The 23,196-nt window shown below is 33.2% G+C and carries 23 protein-coding genes and 1 tRNA gene; 13 read left to right on the top strand and 11 right to left on the bottom strand.

What is annotated here, in order from left to right; all coding sequences use genetic code 11:
- Nucleotides 1-6: 6 nt before the first annotated feature.
- From argC to fahA, 5 genes are all read right to left on the bottom strand, one after another.
- Complete coding sequence (argC, locus tag BMX64_RS09230) at nt 7-984, bottom strand: N-acetyl-gamma-glutamyl-phosphate reductase (RefSeq protein WP_091170706.1); 978 nt, start codon at nt 982-984, stop codon at nt 7-9.
- Nucleotides 977-2,170 (bottom strand): argininosuccinate synthase, encoded by a 1,194-nt coding sequence (locus BMX64_RS09225; protein WP_091170702.1) that lies wholly within the window; start codon nt 2,168-2,170, stop codon nt 977-979. Before BMX64_RS09225 ends, argC begins: the two co-directional genes overlap by 8 nt.
- A gap of 4 nt (nt 2,171-2,174) precedes the next feature.
- On the bottom strand, nt 2,175-2,792 hold the full coding sequence (locus BMX64_RS09220) for a GNAT family N-acetyltransferase (protein WP_091170696.1): 618 nt from the start codon (nt 2,790-2,792) through the stop codon (nt 2,175-2,177).
- Nucleotides 2,793-3,266: 474 nt separating this feature from the next.
- Nucleotides 3,267-4,451: a hypothetical protein gene (locus tag BMX64_RS09210; protein ID WP_091170689.1), complete on the bottom strand. Its 1,185-nt coding sequence runs from the start codon at nt 4,449-4,451 to the stop codon at nt 3,267-3,269.
- A 156-nt stretch (nt 4,452-4,607) separates the two neighbouring features.
- Nucleotides 4,608-5,891, bottom strand: a complete 1,284-nt coding sequence (gene fahA, locus BMX64_RS09205; RefSeq protein WP_091170685.1) for a fumarylacetoacetase — start codon at nt 5,889-5,891, stop codon at nt 4,608-4,610.
- A gap of 108 nt (nt 5,892-5,999) precedes the next feature.
- On the opposite strand from fahA, the gene glyA reads away from it, so the two are divergent.
- The 9 genes from glyA (at nt 6,000) to BMX64_RS09160 (ending at nt 14,728) form a co-directional block, all read left to right on the top strand.
- Nucleotides 6,000-7,274, top strand: coding sequence for a serine hydroxymethyltransferase (gene glyA / locus BMX64_RS09200; RefSeq protein WP_091170681.1), 1,275 nt, complete (start codon nt 6,000-6,002; stop codon nt 7,272-7,274).
- A 121-nt stretch (nt 7,275-7,395) separates the two neighbouring features.
- Entirely contained in the window at nt 7,396-7,989 is a 594-nt protein-coding gene (miaE, locus tag BMX64_RS09195; RefSeq protein WP_091170678.1) for a MiaE family protein, read from the top strand.
- Between the two features lie 202 nt (nt 7,990-8,191).
- Nucleotides 8,192-8,752, top strand: a complete 561-nt coding sequence (locus BMX64_RS09190) for a helix-turn-helix domain-containing protein (protein WP_091170674.1) — start codon at nt 8,192-8,194, stop codon at nt 8,750-8,752.
- 30 nt (nt 8,753-8,782) lie between these two features.
- The gene (locus tag BMX64_RS09185) at nt 8,783-9,235 is read left to right on the top strand and encodes a response regulator (RefSeq protein WP_091170670.1); all 453 of its coding nucleotides are present in this window, start codon (nt 8,783-8,785) and stop codon (nt 9,233-9,235) included.
- A 10-nt stretch (nt 9,236-9,245) separates the two neighbouring features.
- The gene (locus BMX64_RS09180) at nt 9,246-11,042 is read left to right on the top strand and encodes an ATP-binding protein (RefSeq protein WP_091170668.1); all 1,797 of its coding nucleotides are present in this window, start codon (nt 9,246-9,248) and stop codon (nt 11,040-11,042) included.
- A gap of 17 nt (nt 11,043-11,059) precedes the next feature.
- Nucleotides 11,060-11,560: a GNAT family N-acetyltransferase gene (locus BMX64_RS09175; RefSeq protein ID WP_317614717.1), complete on the top strand. Its 501-nt coding sequence runs from the start codon at nt 11,060-11,062 to the stop codon at nt 11,558-11,560.
- A 134-nt stretch (nt 11,561-11,694) separates the two neighbouring features.
- Entirely contained in the window at nt 11,695-12,789 is a 1,095-nt protein-coding gene (locus tag BMX64_RS09170) for an efflux RND transporter periplasmic adaptor subunit (protein WP_091170664.1), read from the top strand.
- On the top strand, nt 12,789-14,045 hold the full coding sequence (locus BMX64_RS09165; RefSeq protein ID WP_091170660.1) for an ABC transporter permease: 1,257 nt from the start codon (nt 12,789-12,791) through the stop codon (nt 14,043-14,045). Before BMX64_RS09170 ends, BMX64_RS09165 begins: the two co-directional genes overlap by 1 nt.
- Nucleotides 14,046-14,047: 2 nt before the next feature.
- The gene (locus BMX64_RS09160) at nt 14,048-14,728 is read left to right on the top strand and encodes an ABC transporter ATP-binding protein (RefSeq protein ID WP_091170657.1); all 681 of its coding nucleotides are present in this window, start codon (nt 14,048-14,050) and stop codon (nt 14,726-14,728) included.
- Nucleotides 14,729-14,732: 4 nt separating this feature from the next.
- Here BMX64_RS09160 and BMX64_RS09155 read toward each other — a convergent pair whose 3' ends face one another.
- From BMX64_RS09155 to BMX64_RS09140, 4 genes are all read right to left on the bottom strand, one after another.
- Nucleotides 14,733-15,302 carry a pentapeptide repeat-containing protein gene (locus tag BMX64_RS09155; protein WP_091170653.1) on the bottom strand — a complete coding sequence of 190 codons (570 nt, stop codon included), beginning with the start codon at nt 15,300-15,302 and terminating at the stop codon, nt 14,733-14,735.
- A gap of 102 nt (nt 15,303-15,404) precedes the next feature.
- Complete coding sequence (locus BMX64_RS09150; protein ID WP_317614716.1) at nt 15,405-15,842, bottom strand: DUF6526 family protein; 438 nt, start codon at nt 15,840-15,842, stop codon at nt 15,405-15,407.
- Between the two features lie 111 nt (nt 15,843-15,953).
- Complete coding sequence (locus BMX64_RS09145) at nt 15,954-17,711, bottom strand: adenylate/guanylate cyclase domain-containing protein (RefSeq protein ID WP_244273275.1); 1,758 nt, start codon at nt 17,709-17,711, stop codon at nt 15,954-15,956.
- Nucleotides 17,712-17,806: 95 nt separating this feature from the next.
- Nucleotides 17,807-18,250, bottom strand: a complete 444-nt coding sequence (locus BMX64_RS09140) for a hypothetical protein (protein WP_091170644.1) — start codon at nt 18,248-18,250, stop codon at nt 17,807-17,809.
- 374 nt (nt 18,251-18,624) lie between these two features.
- Here BMX64_RS09140 and BMX64_RS09135 point away from each other — a divergent pair, with 374 nt between their 5' ends.
- The 3 genes from BMX64_RS09135 (at nt 18,625) to BMX64_RS09125 (ending at nt 22,190) form a co-directional block, all read left to right on the top strand.
- On the top strand, nt 18,625-19,512 hold the full coding sequence (locus tag BMX64_RS09135) for a YitT family protein (RefSeq protein ID WP_091170641.1): 888 nt from the start codon (nt 18,625-18,627) through the stop codon (nt 19,510-19,512).
- Nucleotides 19,513-19,650: 138 nt separating this feature from the next.
- Complete coding sequence (locus tag BMX64_RS09130) at nt 19,651-20,694, top strand: NAD(P)-dependent alcohol dehydrogenase (RefSeq protein ID WP_091170636.1); 1,044 nt, start codon at nt 19,651-19,653, stop codon at nt 20,692-20,694.
- A 467-nt stretch (nt 20,695-21,161) separates the two neighbouring features.
- Nucleotides 21,162-22,190 (top strand): rod shape-determining protein, encoded by a 1,029-nt coding sequence (locus BMX64_RS09125; protein WP_091170633.1) that lies wholly within the window; start codon nt 21,162-21,164, stop codon nt 22,188-22,190.
- A gap of 115 nt (nt 22,191-22,305) precedes the next feature.
- Here BMX64_RS09125 and BMX64_RS09120 read toward each other — a convergent pair.
- Nucleotides 22,306-22,379, bottom strand: a tRNA-Arg gene (locus BMX64_RS09120).
- 102 nt (nt 22,380-22,481) lie between these two features.
- Here BMX64_RS09120 and BMX64_RS09115 point away from each other — a divergent pair.
- Entirely contained in the window at nt 22,482-22,994 is a 513-nt protein-coding gene (locus BMX64_RS09115) for an adenine phosphoribosyltransferase (protein ID WP_091170629.1), read from the top strand.
- Here BMX64_RS09115 and BMX64_RS09110 read toward each other — a convergent pair.
- A complete protein-coding gene (locus BMX64_RS09110) occupies nt 22,991-23,131 on the bottom strand; it encodes an SsrA-binding protein (RefSeq protein ID WP_091170625.1) in 141 nt (46 codons plus the stop codon). The two genes, BMX64_RS09115 and BMX64_RS09110, sit on opposite strands and share 4 nt — an antisense overlap.
- Nucleotides 23,132-23,196: the final 65 nt, after the last annotated feature.

Genomic DNA, 23,196 nt, shown 5'->3' with positions numbered 1-23,196 from the left:
AATTTTTTAGAATCCAGATGGTTTCAAATGCAATCCTGTGGTTTCATCCAATCCAAACATTAAATTCATGTTTTGTATTGCTTGTCCTGAGGCTCCTTTTGTTAAATTATCAATTACTGAAGTAATCAATAACCGGTTTCCTTTTTTCATTAAACTAATAATACATTTATTCGTTTGAACCACTTGCTTCATATTGATTCCATTGGTAGTAACGGTTACGAAAGGTTGGTCTTTGTAAAAAGCCTCGTATTTTGCTAATACATCTTCCAAACTTTCTTCGATTGTTGTGTACAATGTTGCGAAAATTCCTCTGGCAAAATCCCCTCTGTTAGGCACAAAAATCAATTCGTTTGTGTAATTTGCTTGCAATTGGTTGACACTTTGGTTTATTTCGCCTAAATGTTGGTGTTCAAAAGCTTTGTAATGCGACATATTATTCGATCTCCAACTAAAATGCGTCGTTTCTGAAGGTGAAACTCCAGCTCCTGTGCTTCCAGTTGTCGCATTGATATGAACGTCAGTTGCTAGTATTCCGGCTTTCGCCAAAGGCAACAATGCCAATTGAATTGCTGTTGCAAAACACCCCGGATTTGCTATGAATTGAGCGTTTTTAATTGCTGCTTTATTCAATTCAGGCAAACCGTAAACGAAAGATTTATTATCGAACTCTTTGTCTTTTCTCAATCTGAAATCATTTCCTAAATCGATGATTTTGGTATGACTCGCAAATTGATTTTGTTCTAAAAACGATTTTGATTTACCATGACCCAAACACAAGAAAACCACATTAACATTTGGATTTACAGTATCGGTAAAATTCATTTCGATATCGCCCATCAAATCATGATGTGCAACATGAAGAGGTTTCCCAGCATTTGTCGTGCTGTAAACAAAATCAAGTGTAGCATTAGGATGAAACATCAATATTCTGATGAGTTCCCCCGCTGTGTAACCTGATCCGCCAATTATTCCAATATTAATCATGTGTTAGTTTGTTTACAGATGAGAATATGTTTTGCGCATTCCCCAGAATTTTGATAAATCCTTTTGCATCGTCAGATGTCCAAGCATTGTTCATTTCTCCATATTGTCCAAAAGTGGTATTCATTAAATCATTTTCAGATTCGATTCCGTCCAAAGTAAAGTGATATGGTTTTAACGAAACGATAACGGTTCCATTTACAGTCGTTTGAGTATCTTCCAGGAAAGCCTCGATGTTTCTCATTACAGGATCTAAAAATTGTCCTTCATGAAACAACATTCCGTACCAGTTTCCTAGTTGTTCTTTCCAGTATTGTTGCCATTTACCCAGCGTATGTTTTTCTAATAAATGGTGCGCTTTGATAATTATTAATGGCGCAGCTGCTTCAAAACCTACTCGTCCTTTAATTCCGATTATCGTATCGCCTACATGAGTATCTCTACCAATTGCATACGCGCTGGCTAGTTTTTCTAATGCAACGATGTTCTTTGTTGGTGCGTCCAAAGTCCCATTGATGCCTACTAATTGTCCTTTTTCAAATTGTAGTGTGACTTTCTCTTCACCTGTTTTTTGCAATTGAGAAGGATACGCTTCACTTGGTAAAGTTTGATTTGAGGTCAATGTTTCTTTACCACCTACGCTAGTTCCCCACAATCCTTTATTAATGGAATATTGTGCTTTTTCCCATGAATAATGAACTCCGTTTTTGGATAAATAATCAACTTCTTCCTGTCTTGATAATTTTAAATCTCTTATAGGAGTAATGATTTCAATTTCGGGAGCGATTGTTTGGAAAATTAAATCAAAACGAATTTGGTCATTTCCTGCACCAGTACTTCCGTGGGCAATCGCTTCTGCGCCAACAGATTTTGCATATTTAATCGCTTCAATGGCCTGGAAAACACGTTCCGCACTTACTGATAATGGATAGGTGTTATTTTTTAATACATTTCCATAAATCAAATATTTAATGGCTTTATCATAATATTTATCTACAATGGTAAGATTTGCATGTTGCGCACTTCCTAATTCGTAGGCTCTTTCTTCGATAGCGGCTAGTTCAGCTTCATCAAATCCGCCTGTATTTATAAGAACGGTATGAACTTCATATCCTTTTTCATTTTTTAAATATTTAAGGCAATATGATGTATCTAATCCTCCGCTGTATGCTAATACTACTTTTTTCATGATATTATTTTTTTAAGAACAAGGCTTGTTTTATTGATTTTAATCGGTTTAATATTTTGATATTAAATGGGTGTTTAGGCGGATCTTTAGGCTTTTCTTTAGGGTCATAAAGCATTCCGGTACACAAACACATTTTATTGTCTTTACTTTTTAGGATTTCATAATTGGTACACGTTTGACATCCTTTCCAAAAAGTAGGGTCTGTTGTCAATTCTGAAAAAGGAACCGGTTTGTACCCCAAATCGGAATTTATTTTCATTACCGCAAGACCAGTAGTGATTCCAAAAACTTTAGCTTCTGGATATTTCTCTAATGAATAGTCAAATACTTTTGATTTGATTTTTTTTGCTAAACCTAAATTTCTGTAATCAGGATGTACAATCAACCCGGAATGTGCTACAAATTTCCCGTGTTGCCAACTTTCGATATAGCAAAAACCGGCAAATTTTCCATTGTCTAATGCGATAATGGCATCCTTATTTTCCATTTTTTTCTGGATGTATTCCGGAGTTCTTTTAGCGATTCCCGTACCTCTCAATAGTGCGGACAATTCTATGGTATCGCATATTTCTTGCGAATACTTATAATGTTCTTCCTGAGTTATAATGATAGAAATATTCATTTCAAAAGCTGAATTTTTGAGTTATAAAATGATTTGTGCATTTGTTTTTGAAATACATTTTCGTCAAATTCAAATGTACTATTAAAACTGTTGATTGCTTTGCAATAAATTGAAAAACAATGCAATAGAAATAAATAAGTATTGGTTTTTGGATGTATTAATCCAATGGAAAATAGTGGTGATTTCAAAACGAAAAAAATGAAAAATGAATAAAAAAACGAAACAGCTTTTGGGTACTATAGTTATAGCATCCGTACTTCGGGAGAAGTAGTAGGTCTGTTTGTCCGTGACAAAGAAGTTATATGTAAACTTGTTTTATTCATTGGTGCAAAAGTACACATATTTTTAAAACACAACACTAATTTTTTGTTTTGTAACAAAATTTTAATGTATTGTTATTTTTTTTAAATTAAAAAACTCCTTGATAGGTTTAATTATCAAGGAGTTTTGTGCAATAGTATAGATTTTATAGTATTAATTTCTAAACCTGTTTCGGGTTATAATATCTTTAATTTTAGCTTTTAAGTCTTCTCCTGTATCGTAAACCATTTGTTCACTGTAAGGAAAAGCTACCGCTCTTTTGTCAAAATAAGAGTAATAATTATCGTCAGAAGCGCGTCGATCGCCTTTATAAGTGGCATAAATATTTTCGAAAATGAACTCGCTGGTTAAAGGAAAAGATTGTAATAATTGATTACTTCTAAAATTAATATAGTCAATTTTAGCTGTAATTTGGCAAGACTTAAATTGTCTGAATTCATAAATTCTAGCTGTTACTGTTCTAAGGTTGTCGACCATAACTACTTTACCTTTTTCGTCCAGCATTTCTTTTCCATTAGCATCAATCAGTTTTTTAAGACCATCTTTGATGATGCGTTCTTTTACAAATTCTCTTTCTTTAATTTGCTCTGGCGAAATGTAAATTTCTCGAAAATTAATCATCATTCCGTAATCATAGCTGATTCCTTTTTGTTTGTTGCTGTGGTACACTGTCCATTTGTCATTAAGTCCATACGTGCTAAAATCCAATAAATCATTTTGAAGACGAGCGGGAATAATCATGTTCGTTTCATTTTTGGTGTAAACCGAAACATAATCAGAACCTTTGAATTTTGCATCATCCATCAATCGCAAAACATCTTTGTAATTCGGATTTATTTGGTTTAAATAGTCCATATCATCATACGCTTTTCTGAAATTCATTTTATCAGAAGTAGCCATTAATTTTTTGGCATTAGCATATAAATAAGCTGACAGAGCATTTTTGCTGTTAATGATTTGATCATTATAATTGTCAAATGGGAAAATTGCATTTCGTCCTTCTTTAATTAGTTTCAAAGGAAGTAAAGGTTTAATTTTTTCCTGACGGGAATTTAATTGCAAATACGTATTATACAATTTTTCCAATTGTGCGGGATTAGCATCTTTTGCCAATAAATTAATGGCATTCAAATCCCGTTCTTTTGCTTTGGCGAAAGCCTCTTCGAGTATGTAAACATAATCCTGTTTGCCTTTTTTATCTTTATTGGTTCGCAAATTGGATACGGCGTTATCAATTGCCTGATCGTAATTGCCTGAGGTTAATGAATTTCTGGTTTGTTTCACACTGCAAGAGGAAATCAATACAAACAGGGATAATAAAAAAGTAATTTTTTTCATAAGCGTTACTATTAAATAAATAATTTTTGTTGAGTCTACTTCATCTGTTTTAAACAGGATAATTGGCTTTAATTTTGGAATTTAAAAAATAATCCCATAAAAAAACCTAACAAAAATAATACAATTGTTAGGTTTTAGACTCTATGTTTATTCTTTTCATTTTCTAACGAAAGGTGGCAGTAACTTACTGGAAACTTCACCAAAACCAATGCGAACATGGCCATTTTGACAGTGTCCTTTCATGATTACAGTATCGTTATCGTTGATAAATTTCCGTTCCGTTCCGTCTTTCAATTTTATTGGATTTTTTCCGCCCCAAGTTAATTCTAACATGGAACCAAAACTATCTTCAGTTGGACCGGAAATTGTCCCAGAACCCATCATATCTCCTGAGTTTACACGACAACCGTTAGAAGTATGATGTGTCAATTGTTGACTCATAGTCCAATACATATATTTGAAATTAGAATGAGAAATAACCGTTGCTTCTGAATTTTCAGGTTGAATGGCAACTTCTAAATTAATGTCAAATGAATGCTTTCCTTTCTGCTGTAAATAGGGAAGTGGGGTAGGTTCTTGTTTTGGACCTTTGGTTCTAAAAGGTTCCAAAGCATCCATAGTCACGATCCAAGGTGAAATTGAAGAAGCAAAATTCTTTGCCAAGAATGGTCCTAGTGGCACATATTCCCATTTTTGAATATCACGAGCACTCCAGTCATTCAACAAAACCATTCCGAAAATATAATCTTCGGCTTCAGTTACATGAATGTTTTCACCCATAATATTGACATCAGTGGTGATAAAGGCTGTTTCCAGTTCAAAGTCGACTGATCGAGAAGGACCAAAAACCGGTGTGGTTTCACCATTTGGTAATGTTTGTCCCATGGGTCTGTGAACCGGAATTCCTGATGGAACTATGGTAGAACTTCTGCCATGATATCCTACAGGGATGTGAAGCCAGTTAGGTAACAATGCATTTTCAGGATCACGGAACATTTTTCCTACATTAGTAGCGTGTTCTTTACTGGAGTAAAAGTCTGTATAATCACCTATTAAAACGGGTAGTTGCATTTCTACATCTTCCATTTTGAATATAATAATATCTTTGTCTTTGGTGTTGTCGCGTAATTTTGAATTTTGTTCATCAAAAATTTCGGCAATTCTATTTCTAACCAAACGCCATGTTTTTTGACCGTCAGAAATAAAATCATTCAAAGTATCCTGCATGAACATGTCATCCGTCAGTTCAATGCCTTCAAAATAATTTAATTGTTGCAAAGCTCCCAAATCGATTGCGAAATCTCCAATTCTAGTACCTACCGTTACTATGTTTTCTTTTGTAAGAAAAACACCGAAAGGAATGTTTTGAATAGGAAAGTCGCTATCAGAAGAGACTTCTAACCATGATTTTCTTTTAATATCGTTGGCTGTTATTGGCATATTGATGTTAATTAATTTGTTGAAAATTACTCATCAAATATATTATAATCTAACTATTAACCAAACGTTTTTTTGTATTTTTGCATCAAATTAACGAAAATCAAAAAAATGCAACGCGACGAACAAATTTTTGACCTTATTCTAGAAGAACAAGAAAGACAAATACACGGATTAGAACTTATTGCTTCGGAAAATTTCGTAAGTGATGAAGTAATGGAAGCTGCGGGTTCTGTTCTAACTAATAAATATGCTGAAGGATATCCTGGCAAAAGATACTACGGCGGTTGCGAAGTAGTTGATGTTATCGAACAAATTGCAATTGACAGAGCCAAAGAATTATTTGGTGCTGCTTATGCAAATGTGCAACCACACTCTGGTTCACAAGCAAATACTGCAGTTTATCATGCATGTATTAAACCTGGAGATAAAATTTTAGGTTTTGATTTGTCTCATGGAGGACATTTAACTCATGGTTCCCCTGTTAATTTTTCAGGACGTTTGTATACTCCTTCATTTTATGGTGTAGATAAGGAAACAGGAAGATTAAATTATGATAAAATTCAAGAAATAGCGACTAGAGAACAACCAAAATTAATCATCGCTGGAGCTTCGGCTTATTCGCGTGATATGGATTTTGAGCGTTTTAGAGTAATTGCTGATAGTGTTGGCGCTATTTTATTGGCTGATATTTCACATCCTGCAGGTCTTATTGCAAAAGGTTTAATGAATGATCCATTACCTCATTGTCATATTGTAACCACTACAACGCACAAAACATTACGTGGTCCTCGTGGAGGTTTAATCTTGATGGGTAAAGATTTTGAAAATCCATTTGGTTTAACTACTCCAAAGGGAGAAATCAGAATGATGTCTTCTTTATTAGACTTGGCTGTTTTCCCAGGAAATCAAGGTGGTCCATTAATGCATATTATTGCTGCAAAAGCAGTTGCTTTTGGTGAAGCTTTGAAAGATGAATTTTTCACGTATGCTTTACAATTACAAAAAAATGCTAACGCTATGGCGGATGCTTTTGTAAAAAGAGGATATGAAATCATTTCTGGCGGAACGGATAATCACATGATGTTGATTGATTTAAGAAACAAAAATATTTCTGGAAAAGATGCTGAAAATGCATTGGTAAAAGCAGAAATTACGGTAAATAAAAACATGGTTCCATTTGATGATAAATCACCATTTGTCACTTCAGGAATCCGTGTAGGAACTCCTGCAATTACCACTCGTGGTCTTGTGGAGGAAGATATGGAAACTATTGTTGCATTAATTGACAGAGTATTAATGAACCATACTGATGAAGATATTATTGAAGAGGTTGCTAATGAAGTAAACGAAATGATGAGCGAAAGAGCTATTTTCGTATATTAATAAATACGTCCTAAAGTTTTAAAGTCGAAAGTCAAAAGTCTTTGAATAGAATTTAATATTCTGTCTTACTTTTGGCTTTCGACTTTTGACGTTATGACTTTCAAACTTTCAAACTAAAATTATGTCTGTACTAAGATTAAAATTACCAACCGATCCCAGATGGGTGAATATTGTAGAAAAAAATATCGAGGAAATCTTGACGGATCATGCTTGGTGTGAACAAAAAGCAGCTACAAATGCCATTACCATTATTACCAATAATTCAGAGCATCAGGATTTAGTGAAGGATTTATTGGCTTTGGCCAAAGAAGAAATCGATCATTTTGAGCAAGTGCACAACATTATTATTAAACGTGGACTCAAATTGGGACGCGAACGCAAAGATGACTATGTGAACGAATTGTATTTGTACATGAAAAAAAGCAGCGACGGAAGCAGAGTCTCCAGTTTAGTGGAACGGTTATTGTTTTCTGCAATGATAGAAGCTAGAAGTTGTGAACGTTTCAAAGTGCTTTCGGAGAATATCAACGATGAGGAATTATCGGTTTTTTACAGAGATCTGATGGAAAGTGAAGCGGGACATTATACCACTTTCATAACCTATGCGAGGAAATACGGTGTAGGAATTGATGTAGAAAAACGTTGGAGAGAATGGTTAGAATTTGAAGAATCGGTTATTGCTAATTATGGTAAAAATGAAACGATCCACGGGTAAGTGAATACTTTCAAATGTATTGAAAAGTATTGAGTATAATTCATTTTTTAATTAGTTAGGATTGAATTAATTATAAAAAAAATCGTCATTTTCGGGTTTAATTGCAGTAATATATTTAGGAGGATTTTTAATATTTGTTTAACGATTAATTTATTTTGATTTATATTTATCTTTTAATGTTAAATATTTACAGTTATTTTAGATGAAGGTTTATATCAATTATGACGGAAATGCTGCTTGTCGAGTAATCTTGCAAGAACAGCTGGAAAGATTAGAGGTTCGTTACCAACTTTTCGATTTAGGAGAAATCGAAATTAGTGACGATATCTCTGAGGAAACTTTCCAAGAGCTACAAAATGCTCTTAATAAATATTCTATTTATATTCTTAATAATCAAAAGAGCCAGCTTATACAAAGGATTAAAGATACAATTGTAGAGATGGTTTTTGAAAAAGATAAAATGCCTGTAACAACGATTTCACATTATCTTTCCGATAAGCTTAATTTGAGTTATGGTTATTTGTCTAATATTTTTTCCGAGTATACTTATACATCAATTGAAAATTTTATTATAATTCAAAAAATAGAAAAAGCAAAAAAATTGATCATAGATGAGGAATTAACATTAACCGAAATTTCATTTATATTAAATTATAGTAGTGTAGCTTATTTATCAAGTCAATTTAAAAAAGTAACAGGATTAACTCCTTCTATGTTTAAGAGGATTGTTGATAAAAGAAGGCGATTAGTAAATAATGGTTGAAATAAATATCATTAAAAAACATCAAAATTTATGATTACACATCAAGATTCTATACATATTCTCATTGCTGATGATGATGAGGACGATCGTGCTTTTTTTAACGAAGCAATAAATGAGCTAAAAATGAATAGCAAATTGACATTGTTTAAAGATGGAAAAGATTTAATGGAATATCTGAAACTTCCAAATATAAAATTACCGCACATCTTATTCCTTGATTTGAATATGCCATTTAAAAATGGATTTGAATGTCTAAAAGAAATTAGAGCCAATAATCGCTACAAAGATATCTCGATAGCCATATATTCTACTTCTTCATCAGAAAAGGATATAGAAGATACTTTCATTGAAGGCGCTAATATTTATATTAAAAAGCCAAATGATTTTACAGAATTAAAAAAAATAATTAAAGATGTCGTGAATATGAATTGGCAATTTCACACTTCGGGATTAAACATAGAAACTTTTTTCTTCAGTGTATAATAGTATTTAAATGAAATTTTTAAGATTATATAAAAATTCTCAGATCTTTAAAATTGCATTATCCGTTGCAATCGTAATTGTAGTTTATATAGCTTCAATGTTTTATTCTCAAATGAAAAAACTTGATTCAACAGTTGAGTTAATTGCAAATTCTAATGAAACTCAAATTGAATTGGAAAAACTTTTATCCGTAATCAGTATTTATGAAACGAATTTACGCAGTTATATTATTACAAAAGAAGAGTCTTATATTGAAGATCGTTTTTTAAGCAGAGGTAAGATTGAAGAAAGTATTAAAAAACTAAAAACGTTAACCGCAAAAACTCCAGCTAGAAACAAGGATATTGATCGGCTTAAAAAGATAATTGATTATAGATTTAAACTGTTCCGACAAACCTTAATTATTGCCAAAAGTAAAAATTCAGGGGCAGTACATTTAAATGCTAAGTTATTGGAAAGTTCTGACGCTACTGATATGATGAAATCTTTTGTCACTAAAATAGTGTTTTCGGAAAGTACAAAAACAAAATTTCAAAATGACAATCATCAATTTGAGTTGCGGGATTCAATCATAACAGCTTTTTTATTGGTGATTCTCTCTCTTTTAATCTTATTGCTGTCATTCAATAAGATGAATGTTGATATTGATGAACTCAGAAAGGCAAATGATAAATTAAAATTACTGAACGAGTCTTATAATACTGCGGAAAAGACAGCTGGATTTGGACATTGGATGGTAAATTTAGAAACGAATGTGTATTCTTTTTCAGATAATTTGTTCCGTTTAATGGGGGTTGAGCCCAATGCATTCAAGCCTAATATAGAAAATTCAATTAAATACATTCATCCTGATGATTTAGATTATGTAACCAAAGTTCACATTGATTCGTTGCTAAATCACCAGTCTACCTCCATGATTTTTAGATTTTTGACTCCAAACGGAGACATAAAATATATTATGGGCGTAGGAAGTTTTACCAAAGATGGAAATGGAGATTTAATCAAAATAGGTGTGAATTATGATATCACAAATCAATACAAAAAAACACTAGAACTAGAGGAAAACAACAAAGAACTTAAATATATTAATACAGAACTGGAGGCTTTTAATAATATTGTAAGCCATGATTTGCAGGAACCACTTCGTAAGATTCAAATGTTCATTTCCAGAATAGAAGAAAAAGAATTGGATTCACTTTCGGAACAAGGAAAAGAATATTTTTCAAAAGTTCGTCTAACGGCAAACAGAATGCAAGCTTTATTGATTGACTTAGTTAATTATTCCAGAACAATAAAAGGAGACAAAGTTTTTGTGAAAACAGATTTAAATAAAATTATTGATGAAATACTACAGGATTTATCTTCAAATATTGAGGAGAAAAATGCAGTCATCCAAATAGGGGAACTACCAACAATAAATGCTATATCTTTTCAGATTAAACAACTTTTTATTAATTTAATCTCCAATGCACTTAAATATAGTAAAGAAGATGTTCAGCCGCAAATCAGTATTGCTACTAAAAAAATTACCGAAAAAGATGTGCTAAACAATAAAACAATTAATAAAGAAGATTATTATAAAATTGTTATTACTGATAATGGAATTGGTTTCAAGCAGGAGTATGCCGAAAAAATATTTCTTTTATTCAAACGTTTAGAAACGGATCCTAAATATTCTGGAACCGGACTTGGTCTTGCTATCTGTAACCGGATAGTAGACAACCATAAAGGATTCATAAAAGCAAAAGGTAAAACTGATGTTGGTTCTAAATTCTCCATTTTTTTTCCTAAAGGAGATTTACTTTAATTAAATTTTAAAGAAATATGATGGCATCACTATCTGAAGCTACTGCAAAAGATTTTAAAACTATTAGAAAAATTGCCTATAAATCCTGGCCAAGTACTTACGGTTCTATTTTATCGAAAGAACAAATTGAATATATGCTCGATTTGTTTTACTCAGAGCAAACGCTACTTGAAAATTTTAATCAAAAAGGACATTGTTTTCTTTTGGTAAATGACGGAGAAGTTTGCCTTGGTTTTGCTTCGTACGAACACAATTATTTAAACCAAAATTTTACTCGCCTTCACAAAATCTACCTGCTGCCTGAAGCACAAGGAAAAGGAGCGGGTAAATTGCTGATTGATACTGTAGAAAACTTAGCCAAAGAAAATAAATCTACTACTGTTTCATTAAATGTAAATAAATTCAATAATGCCATTTCGTTTTATAAAAAAATAGGATTTGAAGTAGTTTCCGAAGAAGAAATTCTATTGGAGCACGGCTACAAAATGGAAGATTACAAAATGGAAAAGAAACTTTAATTCTACTATTTTACTTATTAACCAACGCTTTTTATCTCATAATTTTACAACAATGAATTTTAACTTCAAAATGGATATTGTCGTATATTTATAGAAAGAATTTACAATAACTATAAAGTTAAATAAGAAGCGAAATGAGTTTGAAATTACGATTCCTATTTTGTTTATTGATCCTTAGTTTGCTTTCTTGTTCTAAAAAGAAAACAGATGGAATTAAGCCAACAGTAGGAGAAGTTACGGAAAGTGTTTATGCTTCCGGAGTTATAAAAGCGGATGGACAATACACTGTTTATGCTACTGTAAACGGCACATTACAAAAAGTCAATGTTATAGCCGGTCAATCTATCACGAAAGGTCAATCATTATTTGAATTAGAAAGTGATAAAGCGGAACTAAATACAGAGAATGCTCGATTGGCGTATCAATTGAGTCTGGAAAGCAGTCGATATATTCAAGATAAAATTGCCGAAATGGAAATGAAAGTGCAATCAAGCAGAGACAAATTGACGCTGGACGAATCCATTTACAACCGAAATAAAAACATCAGGAATCAGGGCGGAATTTCGGAAGTTGATTTTGAAAGAGTCGAATTAGCGTTTAAAAGTTCCAAAATTAATTACGAATCGGCTAAAAAACAATTGGCACAACTCAAAGCCCAATTAAAGAATGATCAAAGCAGAAATTCTGTCAACCTAAAAATCAACCAGAAATCCCAAAGTGATTTTAGTGTCAAAAGCGCCTTCTCCGGAAAACTATTTGATGTCCTGGTAAAAGAAGGAACATTAGTTACGCCACAAACTCCTTTGGCAATAATTGGTCAGGAAAATTCATTTTTATTGGAACTGGAAGTGGACGAAAATGACATGGTTCGCGTGAGAACGGGACAACGAGTTTTGGTTACCATGGATAGTTACAAAGGGCAGGTTTTTGATGCAGTCATTGATAAAATTTACCCGATAATGAACGAACGTTCCCGTACTTTTAAAATCGAAGCACATTTTATAAAACCACCCGAGAAACTCTACCCTAATCTTACTGCCGAAGCCAATATTATCATTCAGATAAAGAAAAATACCATTACGATTCCAAAAACATATTTAATACAAGGTAAATATGTTTTAGTAAATAAAGACGAAAGACGCGAAGTAAAAACGGGTTTAAGCGATTATCAAAAAGTGGAAATACTATCTGGTTTAACCGCCGGAGAAACGATTTATAAACCCAAATAATGAACTTTAAACTCATATTAAACATTGCATTGCATTTGCTTCGGGCGCGATTGAAGCAAACGATTGTCGCTGCTATTGGCGTAACGTTTAGTATTGCCATGTTTATTGCTTTGGTTAGTTTTATGAATGGTTTAAATGATTTGCTCGATGGTTTAATGCTCAATAGAACGCCTCATGTATTGCTGTACAATGAAATTAAACCTTCAGAAAACCAACCTATTTCTTTATCGGAAGAATTCCAAAAAAAGACCAATTTTGTTCGCTCCATTAAACCGAAAGACCGAGGGAAATCCATCTACAACAGTAAAACCATTTTGGCTGTTTTAAAACAAGATCCACGTATTATTGACGTTGCCCCAAAGGTCACTACATCCGTTTTTTTTAATTCGGGAACTATTGAAATATCAGGGATAATTAATGGAATTGATGTTTTATCAGAAGATAAATTATTTAAAATCAGCGATTATATTATTGAAGGAAAAGTAGCTGATTTGCTTCAGAATAACAGTATAATTATCGGGAAAGGTTTGTCAGACAAAATGCTGCTTACCAAAGGAGATATCATCAAGATTACGACTTCTAAAGGAAATTTGGCTTCGCTTAAAATTGTGGGTATTTCCGAAATTGGAATTGCTGAAATCGATAATGTGATGAGTTATACCTCTTTGACAACAGCTCAAAAAATACTGGGAGAGCCTACAAATTATATCACAGACATTCAGCTTAATTTGTACGATATGACTGCGGCGCCTGCTGTTGCAAAAGAGTTTCAGAACACCTTTAATCTGGATACGATCGATTATCAAACCGCAAATTCTCAGTTTGAAACAGGAAGCTCAGTGCGAAGTATTATTTCGTATTCCGTTGGAGTAGTGTTGCTAATTGTTGCCGGTTTTGGAATTTATAATATTCTGAACATGATGATTTATGAAAAAATGGACAGCATTGCGATTTTGAAAGCCACCGGATTCTCAGGAAATGATGTAAAATGGATTTTTGTTTCGCTTTCTATCATTATTGGATTGGCCGGAGGATTGTTTGGATTGCTGTTTGGCTATGTTTTTTCTTCTATTATTGATGTGATTCCGTTTGAAACTGCTTCTTTGCCTACAGTGAAAACCTATCCTATTAATTACAATCCGTTATTTTATATTATCGGAATTACTTTTGCATTGTTTACAACGACCATTGCCGGACTTTTTCCAGCTTTAAAAGCTAGTAAAGTAGATCCAGTAGAAATCATCAGAGGAAAATAAAAATGGAAAATAATACTGTTTTAGAGACAATTGGATTGAGTAAATATTTTTACGATCCTGTAAAATTCCAGGTATTGAAAGAAATAAGTATGCGTGTTAATCACGGAGAGTTTGTTTCGATAGTTGGGAAATCTGGCTGTGGCAAATCGACATTATTGTATTTACTTTCTACGATGGATACGGATTATGAAGGTCAGGTAATTATTCATAACGAACTTGTTACTGGAAAAACCGACAAAGAATTAGCATTAATCAGAAATGAAAAAATAGGTTTTGTATTTCAGTTTCATTACTTACTGGCAGAATATAATGTGTTGAAAAATGTCATGCTTCCGGGGATGAAGTTAGCTAAATATTCAGATAAAGAATTAGAGCATCGCGCCATGGAACATTTAAAAACTTTGGATATGCAGGATCAAGCGCTGAAAATGCCCAATCAATTGAGCGGTGGACAAAAGCAGCGTGTGGCAATTGCACGTGCTTTGATAAACGATCCGTTGATTATAATGGGTGATGAGCCTACAGGGAATTTAGACAAGAAAAACAGCGACTTGGTTTTTGATATTTTTAATAAGTTGACTCAGGAGAAAAATCAAACTTTATTGGTAGTTACCCACGATACTGATTTTGCCCAAAAAACCAATAGGATTATTACCATGGAAGATGGGAAAATAATTTCTTAAAGCACTATTTTACTATAATTTCATGTTTGTAAAGTAATCCTTTTATACCTTCTAAAGCAAAAACAGCTTTTTTTAATTTTGTTGTTTTGGGATCAATAGTGTAGTTGTAACTAGTTTTGAAATCAGCTTTGTTGGCAATCGCTTTTGCAAATTCAGAACGGTATAAATCGCAGTTTTCAAAAACGACTTCGGTCAAATCTGTACTCATAAAATCTACTGCAATAATACTGCAATTCGTAAATGATGTTCCTTTTATTTTTAATGTGTAAAATTTGGAGAAATCCAAAACACAATCATTGAAAGCGATTTCGAAAATCAATTTATCGCACATGGCAAAATTCACGTCTTTGATTTCGCACCGATTGAATGTCACTGTTCTAAAGGCGACATAGTTTATTTTGGCATTACTAAAAGTGCAATCATTGAAAGTACAGTCAATAAAAGTAACCGCCACAAAAACACATTGAGAGAAATTACAATTGTTAAACGTACAGCACTCAAATTCCTTAAAATTGACTTCTTCTTCCTTATACGTTATGTCTTTGTATTCAATATCTAGAAAATATTCTGCCATTTATGGGTTTTAAATTCAGTTTTTTATTGCTTTCTCTTCAACACAAAGAAACAAAATTCGGAATTGTTAAATGGGTTAAATTTCCCTTATTATTTTGGAACATTAAACTCTTTCGTAGTCGCCTTTCCAATTCATAATGGCTTTTTTAATTACTGTTCCCGAAAGATTTTCCTTCAGTGCTCTTTCCGTAAGTGCGGGAAATTCATTGTCCGGGGCAAAACGTAACGCAAATAGTTGGTCGTCATTTAATTGATAATCAAATTCCTCCAGCCTTTTTCCGGTAAGGGAAAAATAACGGTACCGAAGCTCTAAACGTACGATTCGGTTTTGCAAAGTCAATGCATAATGCTGGCGCAACATGAAAGCTAGACAAAAAAGTACCACAAAAACAGCGCTGATAAATCCCCAAATTAAAGAATCTTCTCTGGTGCAACTAAAATATATGCTGAAAGCCAGCAATGTCATGATTATTGGATAATAAACAAAATGATGCGGTGGATAATAGCGAATGTGATTTTTATAGGATTGTGATTTCATCATATTTTTTTTTAAAGATAGTAAAAACCCTTAGTTTATGGAGTTATACTTCTTTGGAGTATAAAAAAATACTTTTGAGATCGACTAAAGATGTTTCATTTCCAAGGTATAATTTTACTGCGCAATAGGATTATTGACAAAATACATTTTCATCATTCCTTTATTTTTGACTTCAATTTCACCTCTATATTCACACTCAAAGTCGTTTTTGATAATCTGATAGGTATATTCGGATATATTAATTTTTCCTGGTTCTGAATTCGATTCCATACGAGAAGCAATATTTACGGTATCGCCCCAAATATCATACGAAAATTTCTTGATACCAACCACTCCGGCTACTAAAGGGCCTGTGTTAATACCGATTCTGATTTTAAAATGACTTTGGTTTTGTGTAATTAATTCTTCGGATATATTCACAAACCGTGCAATTTCGAGCGCTGCAAGTGTCATTTTATAAGCATGATCTCCTGTTGGAAATGGCAAACCACCTGCGCACATATAAGCATCACCAACGGTTTTTATCTTTTCAAGATTATATTTTTCCATAATGGTATCAAATTTCGAGAAATAGTAATCGATACTTTCCACTAGCTTTTCAGGAGGCAGTTTTTCAGCATAGTGTGTAAATCCTTCAAAGTCAGTAAATAAAACCGTCACTGATTCGAATTTTTTAGCTTGTACTTTTCCATTTTTCTTTAATTCAAGAGCAGTTTCTTCCGGCAAAATATTTAGCAATAGATTATTAGAACGATTTTTTTCTTCTTCAATAATGCTGTTCGTTTTTTTTACAAATTTATAGCGTCTGTAAAAACCTATGGTAATTATTACAATAAGAAATAGAGAAATTGCTGTGGCGTATATAATATTTTGTTGTTTTTTCTCTTTTAATTTCTGAATTTCCGAATCTTTTTCGAGTAGATCTACTTCAACTTGCTTTTGTGAAACTTCATAATTAGTCCTGATATCCGCCATTTGCTGGACAGATTTAAGGTTGGTTACACTATCTCTGTAGGTGATGTAATTTTTATAATATGTAAAGGACTCTCTGTGATTTCCGGCTTTTTGATAGAGTTGGGAAATTTTAAGATTTGAATTACTAATTTGTTCTTTCAATCCATATTTTTGTGCCAAATCCAGACTTCGTTTGGCATAGCTGAGAGAAGTTATCCAATCATTCTGTGTTAAATAGATATCTGACATGTATATCAGGTATTCTGAAATGGCATAATAATCCTTTAGCTTTTCTAGAATTTGTATGGCTTTACTGATATAGACCTTTGCAAGGTCATTGTTACCTTGTTTCGCATATACCATTCCAATATTACCTAGATTGTAAGCAGTGCCAATTAAATAATCGACCTTATCGAAAATGATACTTGATTCTTCAAAATATTTTAAAGCTAAATTGTATTTTTTGTTTTTGGAATATTCATCTCCGGCGTTTAATAAAGCACTGGCTAACGAAATAGAATCATTGGTCTTTCTTAATAAGTTGATTGATTTAGCATAGTAAATTTCGGCATTATCAGAGTTTCTCATAGTCGAATATACATCAGCTATAGCCATATAAGCTACTCCTTCGCCAGTAATAAATTTTGCTTTGATAGCTGCTTCACCACTTCTGAAAAAAGCGTTCAAAGCATTATTTAAATCACCGGCAAGCCTATTTTTATTTCCTTTTTGATAATATCCTCTGTGGAGGTATAAATAGTTTTTTTCTAACTTTGATAATGCAATAAGTTCATCTGCATATTTTAAGGACAATTCGAGATTATTTACTTCATTGAAAGATAAATTTCTCAGTAATTCTAATTTTTCAGAATTCCCAAGTTTATTTTTCTGATAAATCTTTACAAGACTATCAGCCACTTTTTGATTTTGTGCAAAAACACTTAAGTACTGAAAAAATAAAAAAAACACAGAAAATAAGATTTTGACAAAATATTTAAAATCTCTTAAAAGTATCATGGGTTTGCGGCTAATTTTGGATCGATGTGAAATGATTTGGAAGAATTTCCATCGGCATACACACTAAAATTTATCGTGTATTTGTCGATTTTATGAACCAAATTCGAATCATTTTTAACCTTAGCGGTTGCATTTCCTGATCTTCCGCCACTGCCGTAAATGGTCGTGACATCAAAGAAATTCATATCTCGGGATTCAGGTTCGTTAAAAATGCTGTCAATGGCAACGGAATAGCCGTTATCATTTGTCAAACCAATCCATCTTACGTCTTGGTTGAGGTATACGTTAGATAAAAAGTCTTTTAAAGTTCCGTTTGAAGATCTTCCTGAATTATCATCAGATAAGGAACATGTACTATCAATATCCTTCTGGGATGGATTGCTCATTGCGTAAAGACTGCTGGCTTGAACAGTCAATGCGATTACTACTTTTTTGCCCATGATTATTATATTTAAAATTTATTAAATAGTAATGTAAATAGACCAGTATAGAATGAGGCAGTGGTAATTAATATCTTGGTTTTTAGAGGTTACAAGTCTAATTTCAATATCAAATTTAGTATTTTTTTCAAGAAAAGCATCAGTTTATTATGCATGCATTACTAGTGTGATTATCCGTTATTATAAAATAATGAAATGGAAATCCGACAGGAATAAAGCATAAACGGGATCATTTTAGAAATTATAAAACAGAAAATTAAGAATACAAGCACAAAAAGATAAATGAAACTAATTGTAAGTCGTTATTATTCAATAAGTTGAAGTTTATTCGTTAAATTAGTATTACAGAAGAATAGTAATTCAAATAGATCCTTATGATTACTGATCAAAATTCAATCAATTGGAAAAAAATATTTTGTTTTAAAAATATTATTCTAAATTTAGTAGGAGTAGCCTTGATAACCCTTGCCTTAAAAGGTTTTATGATACCCAATAAATTTTTGGACGGAGGTATCATCGGGATTTCAATACTAGTTCATGAAATCACGAAATGGCCTTTTGGAGTCTTGGTATTAATGTTTAATATTCCTTTTTTATTCATTGGTAACCGAATGTTAGGTAAAACATTTGCATTGCAAAGTTTATTGACGTTCTTGTTAATTGCTGTCAGTATGACTTTTTTAGATGTGGATGCCGTGACTTCGGATCCTCTTTTAATTGCTTTATTTGGTGGCTGTTTAATAGGTGTTGGTATGGGATTATGCATTCGAAGTGGTTCTACAGCTGATGGAGTAGAAATTTTAGCTTTGTTAACCACTCAAAAAATTGGGCTCAATGTATCAGAAGTGATTTTTGCCTTAAATACGTTATTGTTTCTTGCAGCTGCATGGTCTTTTGGAATTTCTACAGCTTTGTACTCTATTGTCACTTATTTTTCAGCTGTAAAATCTTTGGATTACATATCCCATGGTTTAGAGCAATATACTTCCTTGCATATTATTTCTTCTAAAAGCGACTTGATTAAATCATTAATCGTCCAAAAATATGGAAAAGGAATCACCATCATTAAAGGGGAAAGGGGCTATTTACCGGATAAATTTGATGTAAAATTAGATTGTGATATTATTGTCACCGTGGTAACCCGACTTGAATTACTCCGAATTAAAGAAGAAATAAGAAAACTGGATCCCAAAGCATTTATGTTTATTCAGTATATCAAAGAAGCCAGTGGCGGTATTCTGAGAAATATGAATAAACATTGATTTGGTGTTAATGTTAATTGATTATCATTAATGACTACAATCTCATCTTTAAGGAAAATAATAAGAAGTGGGAATTATGCAATATGTTTAAAAGGCGAGCTGGAATAAATTTCATAATTTTATAAAAAATTAGAAAATATGATACCAACGAAGGGATATGCAGTACAGGATGCTAAGACGGATTTAGCTCCTTGGAATTTCGAAAGAAGAGAATTAGGACCGCATGATGTGCAATTTGATATTCAGTTTTGTGGTGTGTGTCATAGTGATCTTCACCAAATAAAAGATGATTGGGGAGGAGCAATATACCCGATGGTTCCCGGACATGAAATTGTAGGGAAGGTAGTCAAAGTAGGAAGTCACGTAAAGAAATTTAAGGTTGGTGATTTAGCGGGAACAGGTTGCTTGGTCGATTCCTGCAGAACTTGTGAAAATTGTAAAGAGGGTTTAGAGCAATTTTGTTTAAAAGGAAGAACAGATACTTATAATGCTTTGGGACAAGATGGAGTAACACCTACTTACGGCGGGTATTCGGATACGATTGTTGTTCATGAAGATTTTGTTCTACATATTTCAGATAAATTGCCTTTAGCTGCTGTAGCACCTTTATTGTGTGCCGGAATCACTACATATTCTCCATTGAGACATTGGAAAGTAGGAAAAGGACACAAACTAGCTGTTTTAGGTCTTGGCGGTTTAGGTCACATGGCAGTTAAATTTGGCGTTGCTTTTGGTGCTGAGGTTACCGTCTTGAGTACATCTACAAATAAAGAAGCAGATGCCAGAAAATTAGGGGCTCATAATTTTATAGTTACCAAAGATGAAAAGCAACTGGCAAGTGTTGCGGGTTCTTTTGACTTTATTTTGGATACGGTTTCTGCACCACATGATTTGAATTTGTATTTATCTTTATTAAGAGTCAATGGGGTTCATATTTGTGTAGGGGTGCCACCAACTCCTTATGAAATTCAAGCTTTTAGTCTGATAGGAGGACGAAGAAGTCTTGCAGGTTCATTGATAGGAGGTTTGCCTGAAACTCAGGAAATGTTGGATTACTGTGCTGAACACGGAATTGTTTCTGAAATTGAAATGATTGATATAAAAAATGTGCATGAAGCGTATGACCGAATGACAAAAGGGGACGTACGTTACCGTTTTGTAATTGATATGGCAACGTTGTAAATGTTTTTTAAAAATATAGAAACCCTAAATAGTTTAAGTATTTAGGGTTTTTTTGTGACCTTGTCGGAACAATTTTTTGAACCTTTTTTTAGCTGATTTTATAAAATTGAGTGGAACGGACTATTGAATTAGGAATGTTAGATTGTAAGTTATTGTGATTCGAATAGCTCTAAAGCCTATACAATGAATGAATTTCGGGGACTCTAATAAGAACTCAATAATGGTTTCGGTCTTTGTATCATCTCTGTGCAAATAGGTTATATCTGAAAAGGAAGAGTAAGTTGAAAAACTTCGTAATGTGCCTCATCGGCCAAACATCCTTCAAAGGTTTTTTAGGGACTGAGCGCACTTGAATAGTACACCACTCTGAGCTTTTTCCTGAGGCTTCGCCCATCTTCTTCGAGGAACTTTCATCTTTACAGAGAATAAAACACCAACAATAACGTTTTTAAAAACAAAACTATATTATGGGCTTATTTGATTTTATGATAGTGGAAATAGCTATGGATTTAGGGACGGCTAATACTTTAATAATTTATGACGGAAAAATAGTAGTGGATAGTCCTTCTATGGTGGCTAGGGATATTAGAAATGGGAAAATTATTGCTGTGGGTAAAGATGCCAGTTTAATGCACGGTAAGACACACGAGAATATCAAAACAATCCGGCCACTTAAAGACGGTGTTATTGCAGATTTTGATGCCTCAGAGAAAATGATTAGCTGGTTTATAAAAAACATACCTGAAATAAAGAAAAATTTCTTTACTCCCGCACTGCGAATGGTTGTATGTATTCCCAGCGGTATTACCGAGGTAGAAATGAGAGCTGTAAAGGAGTCTTGTGAACGGGTAAATGGGAAAGAAGTGTATTTAATTCATGAGCCTATGGCTGCTGCTATTGGAATTGGCTTAGATGTTATGGAACCCAAGGGAAATCTTATCGTTGATATTGGAGGAGGGACTACGGAAATTGCGGTTATTGCTCTCGGAGGAATAGTTTGTGATAAATCTATAAAAATTGCTGGGGATGTTTTTACCAATGATATATTGTTTTATATGAGAACGCAGCATAATTTATATATCGGAGATGCTTCTGCTGAGAGAATAAAAATTGATGTTGGAGCTGCAATGGAAGAACTTGAGGAGGCTCCTGATGACATAACGGTTCGTGGAAGGGATTTGCTTACCGGGAAACCCAAGGAGGTCAGGATTGCCTTTAGAGAAATTGCAAGAGCTTTGGATAAATCAATACAGAGAATTGAAGACGCGATTATGGTAACGCTTTCATTGACTCCACCAGAACTGGCGGCTGACATTTATAATACGGGTTTGTATCTCGCAGGTGGAGGAGCATTGCTGCGCGGTCTTGATAAAAGGATTTCGCAGAAAACGGATTTACCGGTCTATATTGCGGAAGATCCTTTAAGAGCCGTGGTTAGAGGTACTGGTACTGTCTTAAAAAATATACCTAAATATAAAAGAGTACTGATAAAATAAGTTCGTTATTGCATAAGTACAATTGAGCTTTTATATCTGATTGAACAAAAGTTTATTACATATAGGGAAAAAGAAAAAAAAATCCCATTTCGCTAGAAATGGGATTTTAGTTTTGTGACCTTGACTGGATTCAAACCAGTAACCTCTTGAGCCGTAATCAAGTGCGCTATTCAGTTGCGCCACAAGGCCATTTTTTACAATTTCAGTGCTTATTAAGCGCCTTATTGCGGGTGCAAATATAAGTATAAATGTGTAATTTGCAAGTCTAAATTTATAAAAAAATAAAAAAATATGACACTAAAGAATCATATACGTGATATTCAGGGATTTCCCAAAGAAGGAATTTTATTTAAAGACATCACTCCATTGCTAATTGATCCCGAAGCAAGGAATAAATGCCTTGAAATATTACTCTCATCCTTAAAAAATAAAAAAATTGACAAGGTAATAGGAGTAGAGAGTCGTGGGTTTTTCTTTGGGATGTTGATTGCACAGGAGTTGAATGTTGGTTTTATTCCTGTTCGAAAGCCGAACAAGTTGCCTTATGAAACCATTTCGGCAACATATGATTTGGAATATGGAACCGATACTTTAGAAATTCATACCGATGCGATTAAAAAAGGGGATAGAATCCTAATTCACGATGATGTTTTGGCTACCGGAGGAACGGCGAAAGCAGTTTGTGAATTGGTGGAACGATTGGGTGGCGAAATCGTGCAATGCAATTTCCTGATGGAATTAGCTTTCTTAAATGGAAGATCAAAAATTAAAGGAAATGAAATTTTTGCTGCGATTACGTATTAATCTAGCGCACGTGTGGTTACGTAATATCTAAAACCAATAATTGCCATTTGCCATTTCTTGGCTTTAGCCAAATCCAATCGTTGTTTGGTAAAACTTGGTAAAATGACTTTGTTGATTTGTGCTAGAATTTTATACATATGGTTTTGTTTTGGACAAAGATATAAAAAAAGACGGTCTTGATTAGAGCCGTCTTTTTTGGTTT

It is taken from the genome of Flavobacterium sinopsychrotolerans (assembly GCF_900110375.1).
GTDB lineage: Bacteria > Bacteroidota > Bacteroidia > Flavobacteriales > Flavobacteriaceae > Flavobacterium > Flavobacterium sinopsychrotolerans.
Note: the sequence above shows the minus strand (reverse complement) of the source record. Positions and strands in the feature narration are given on the sequence as shown.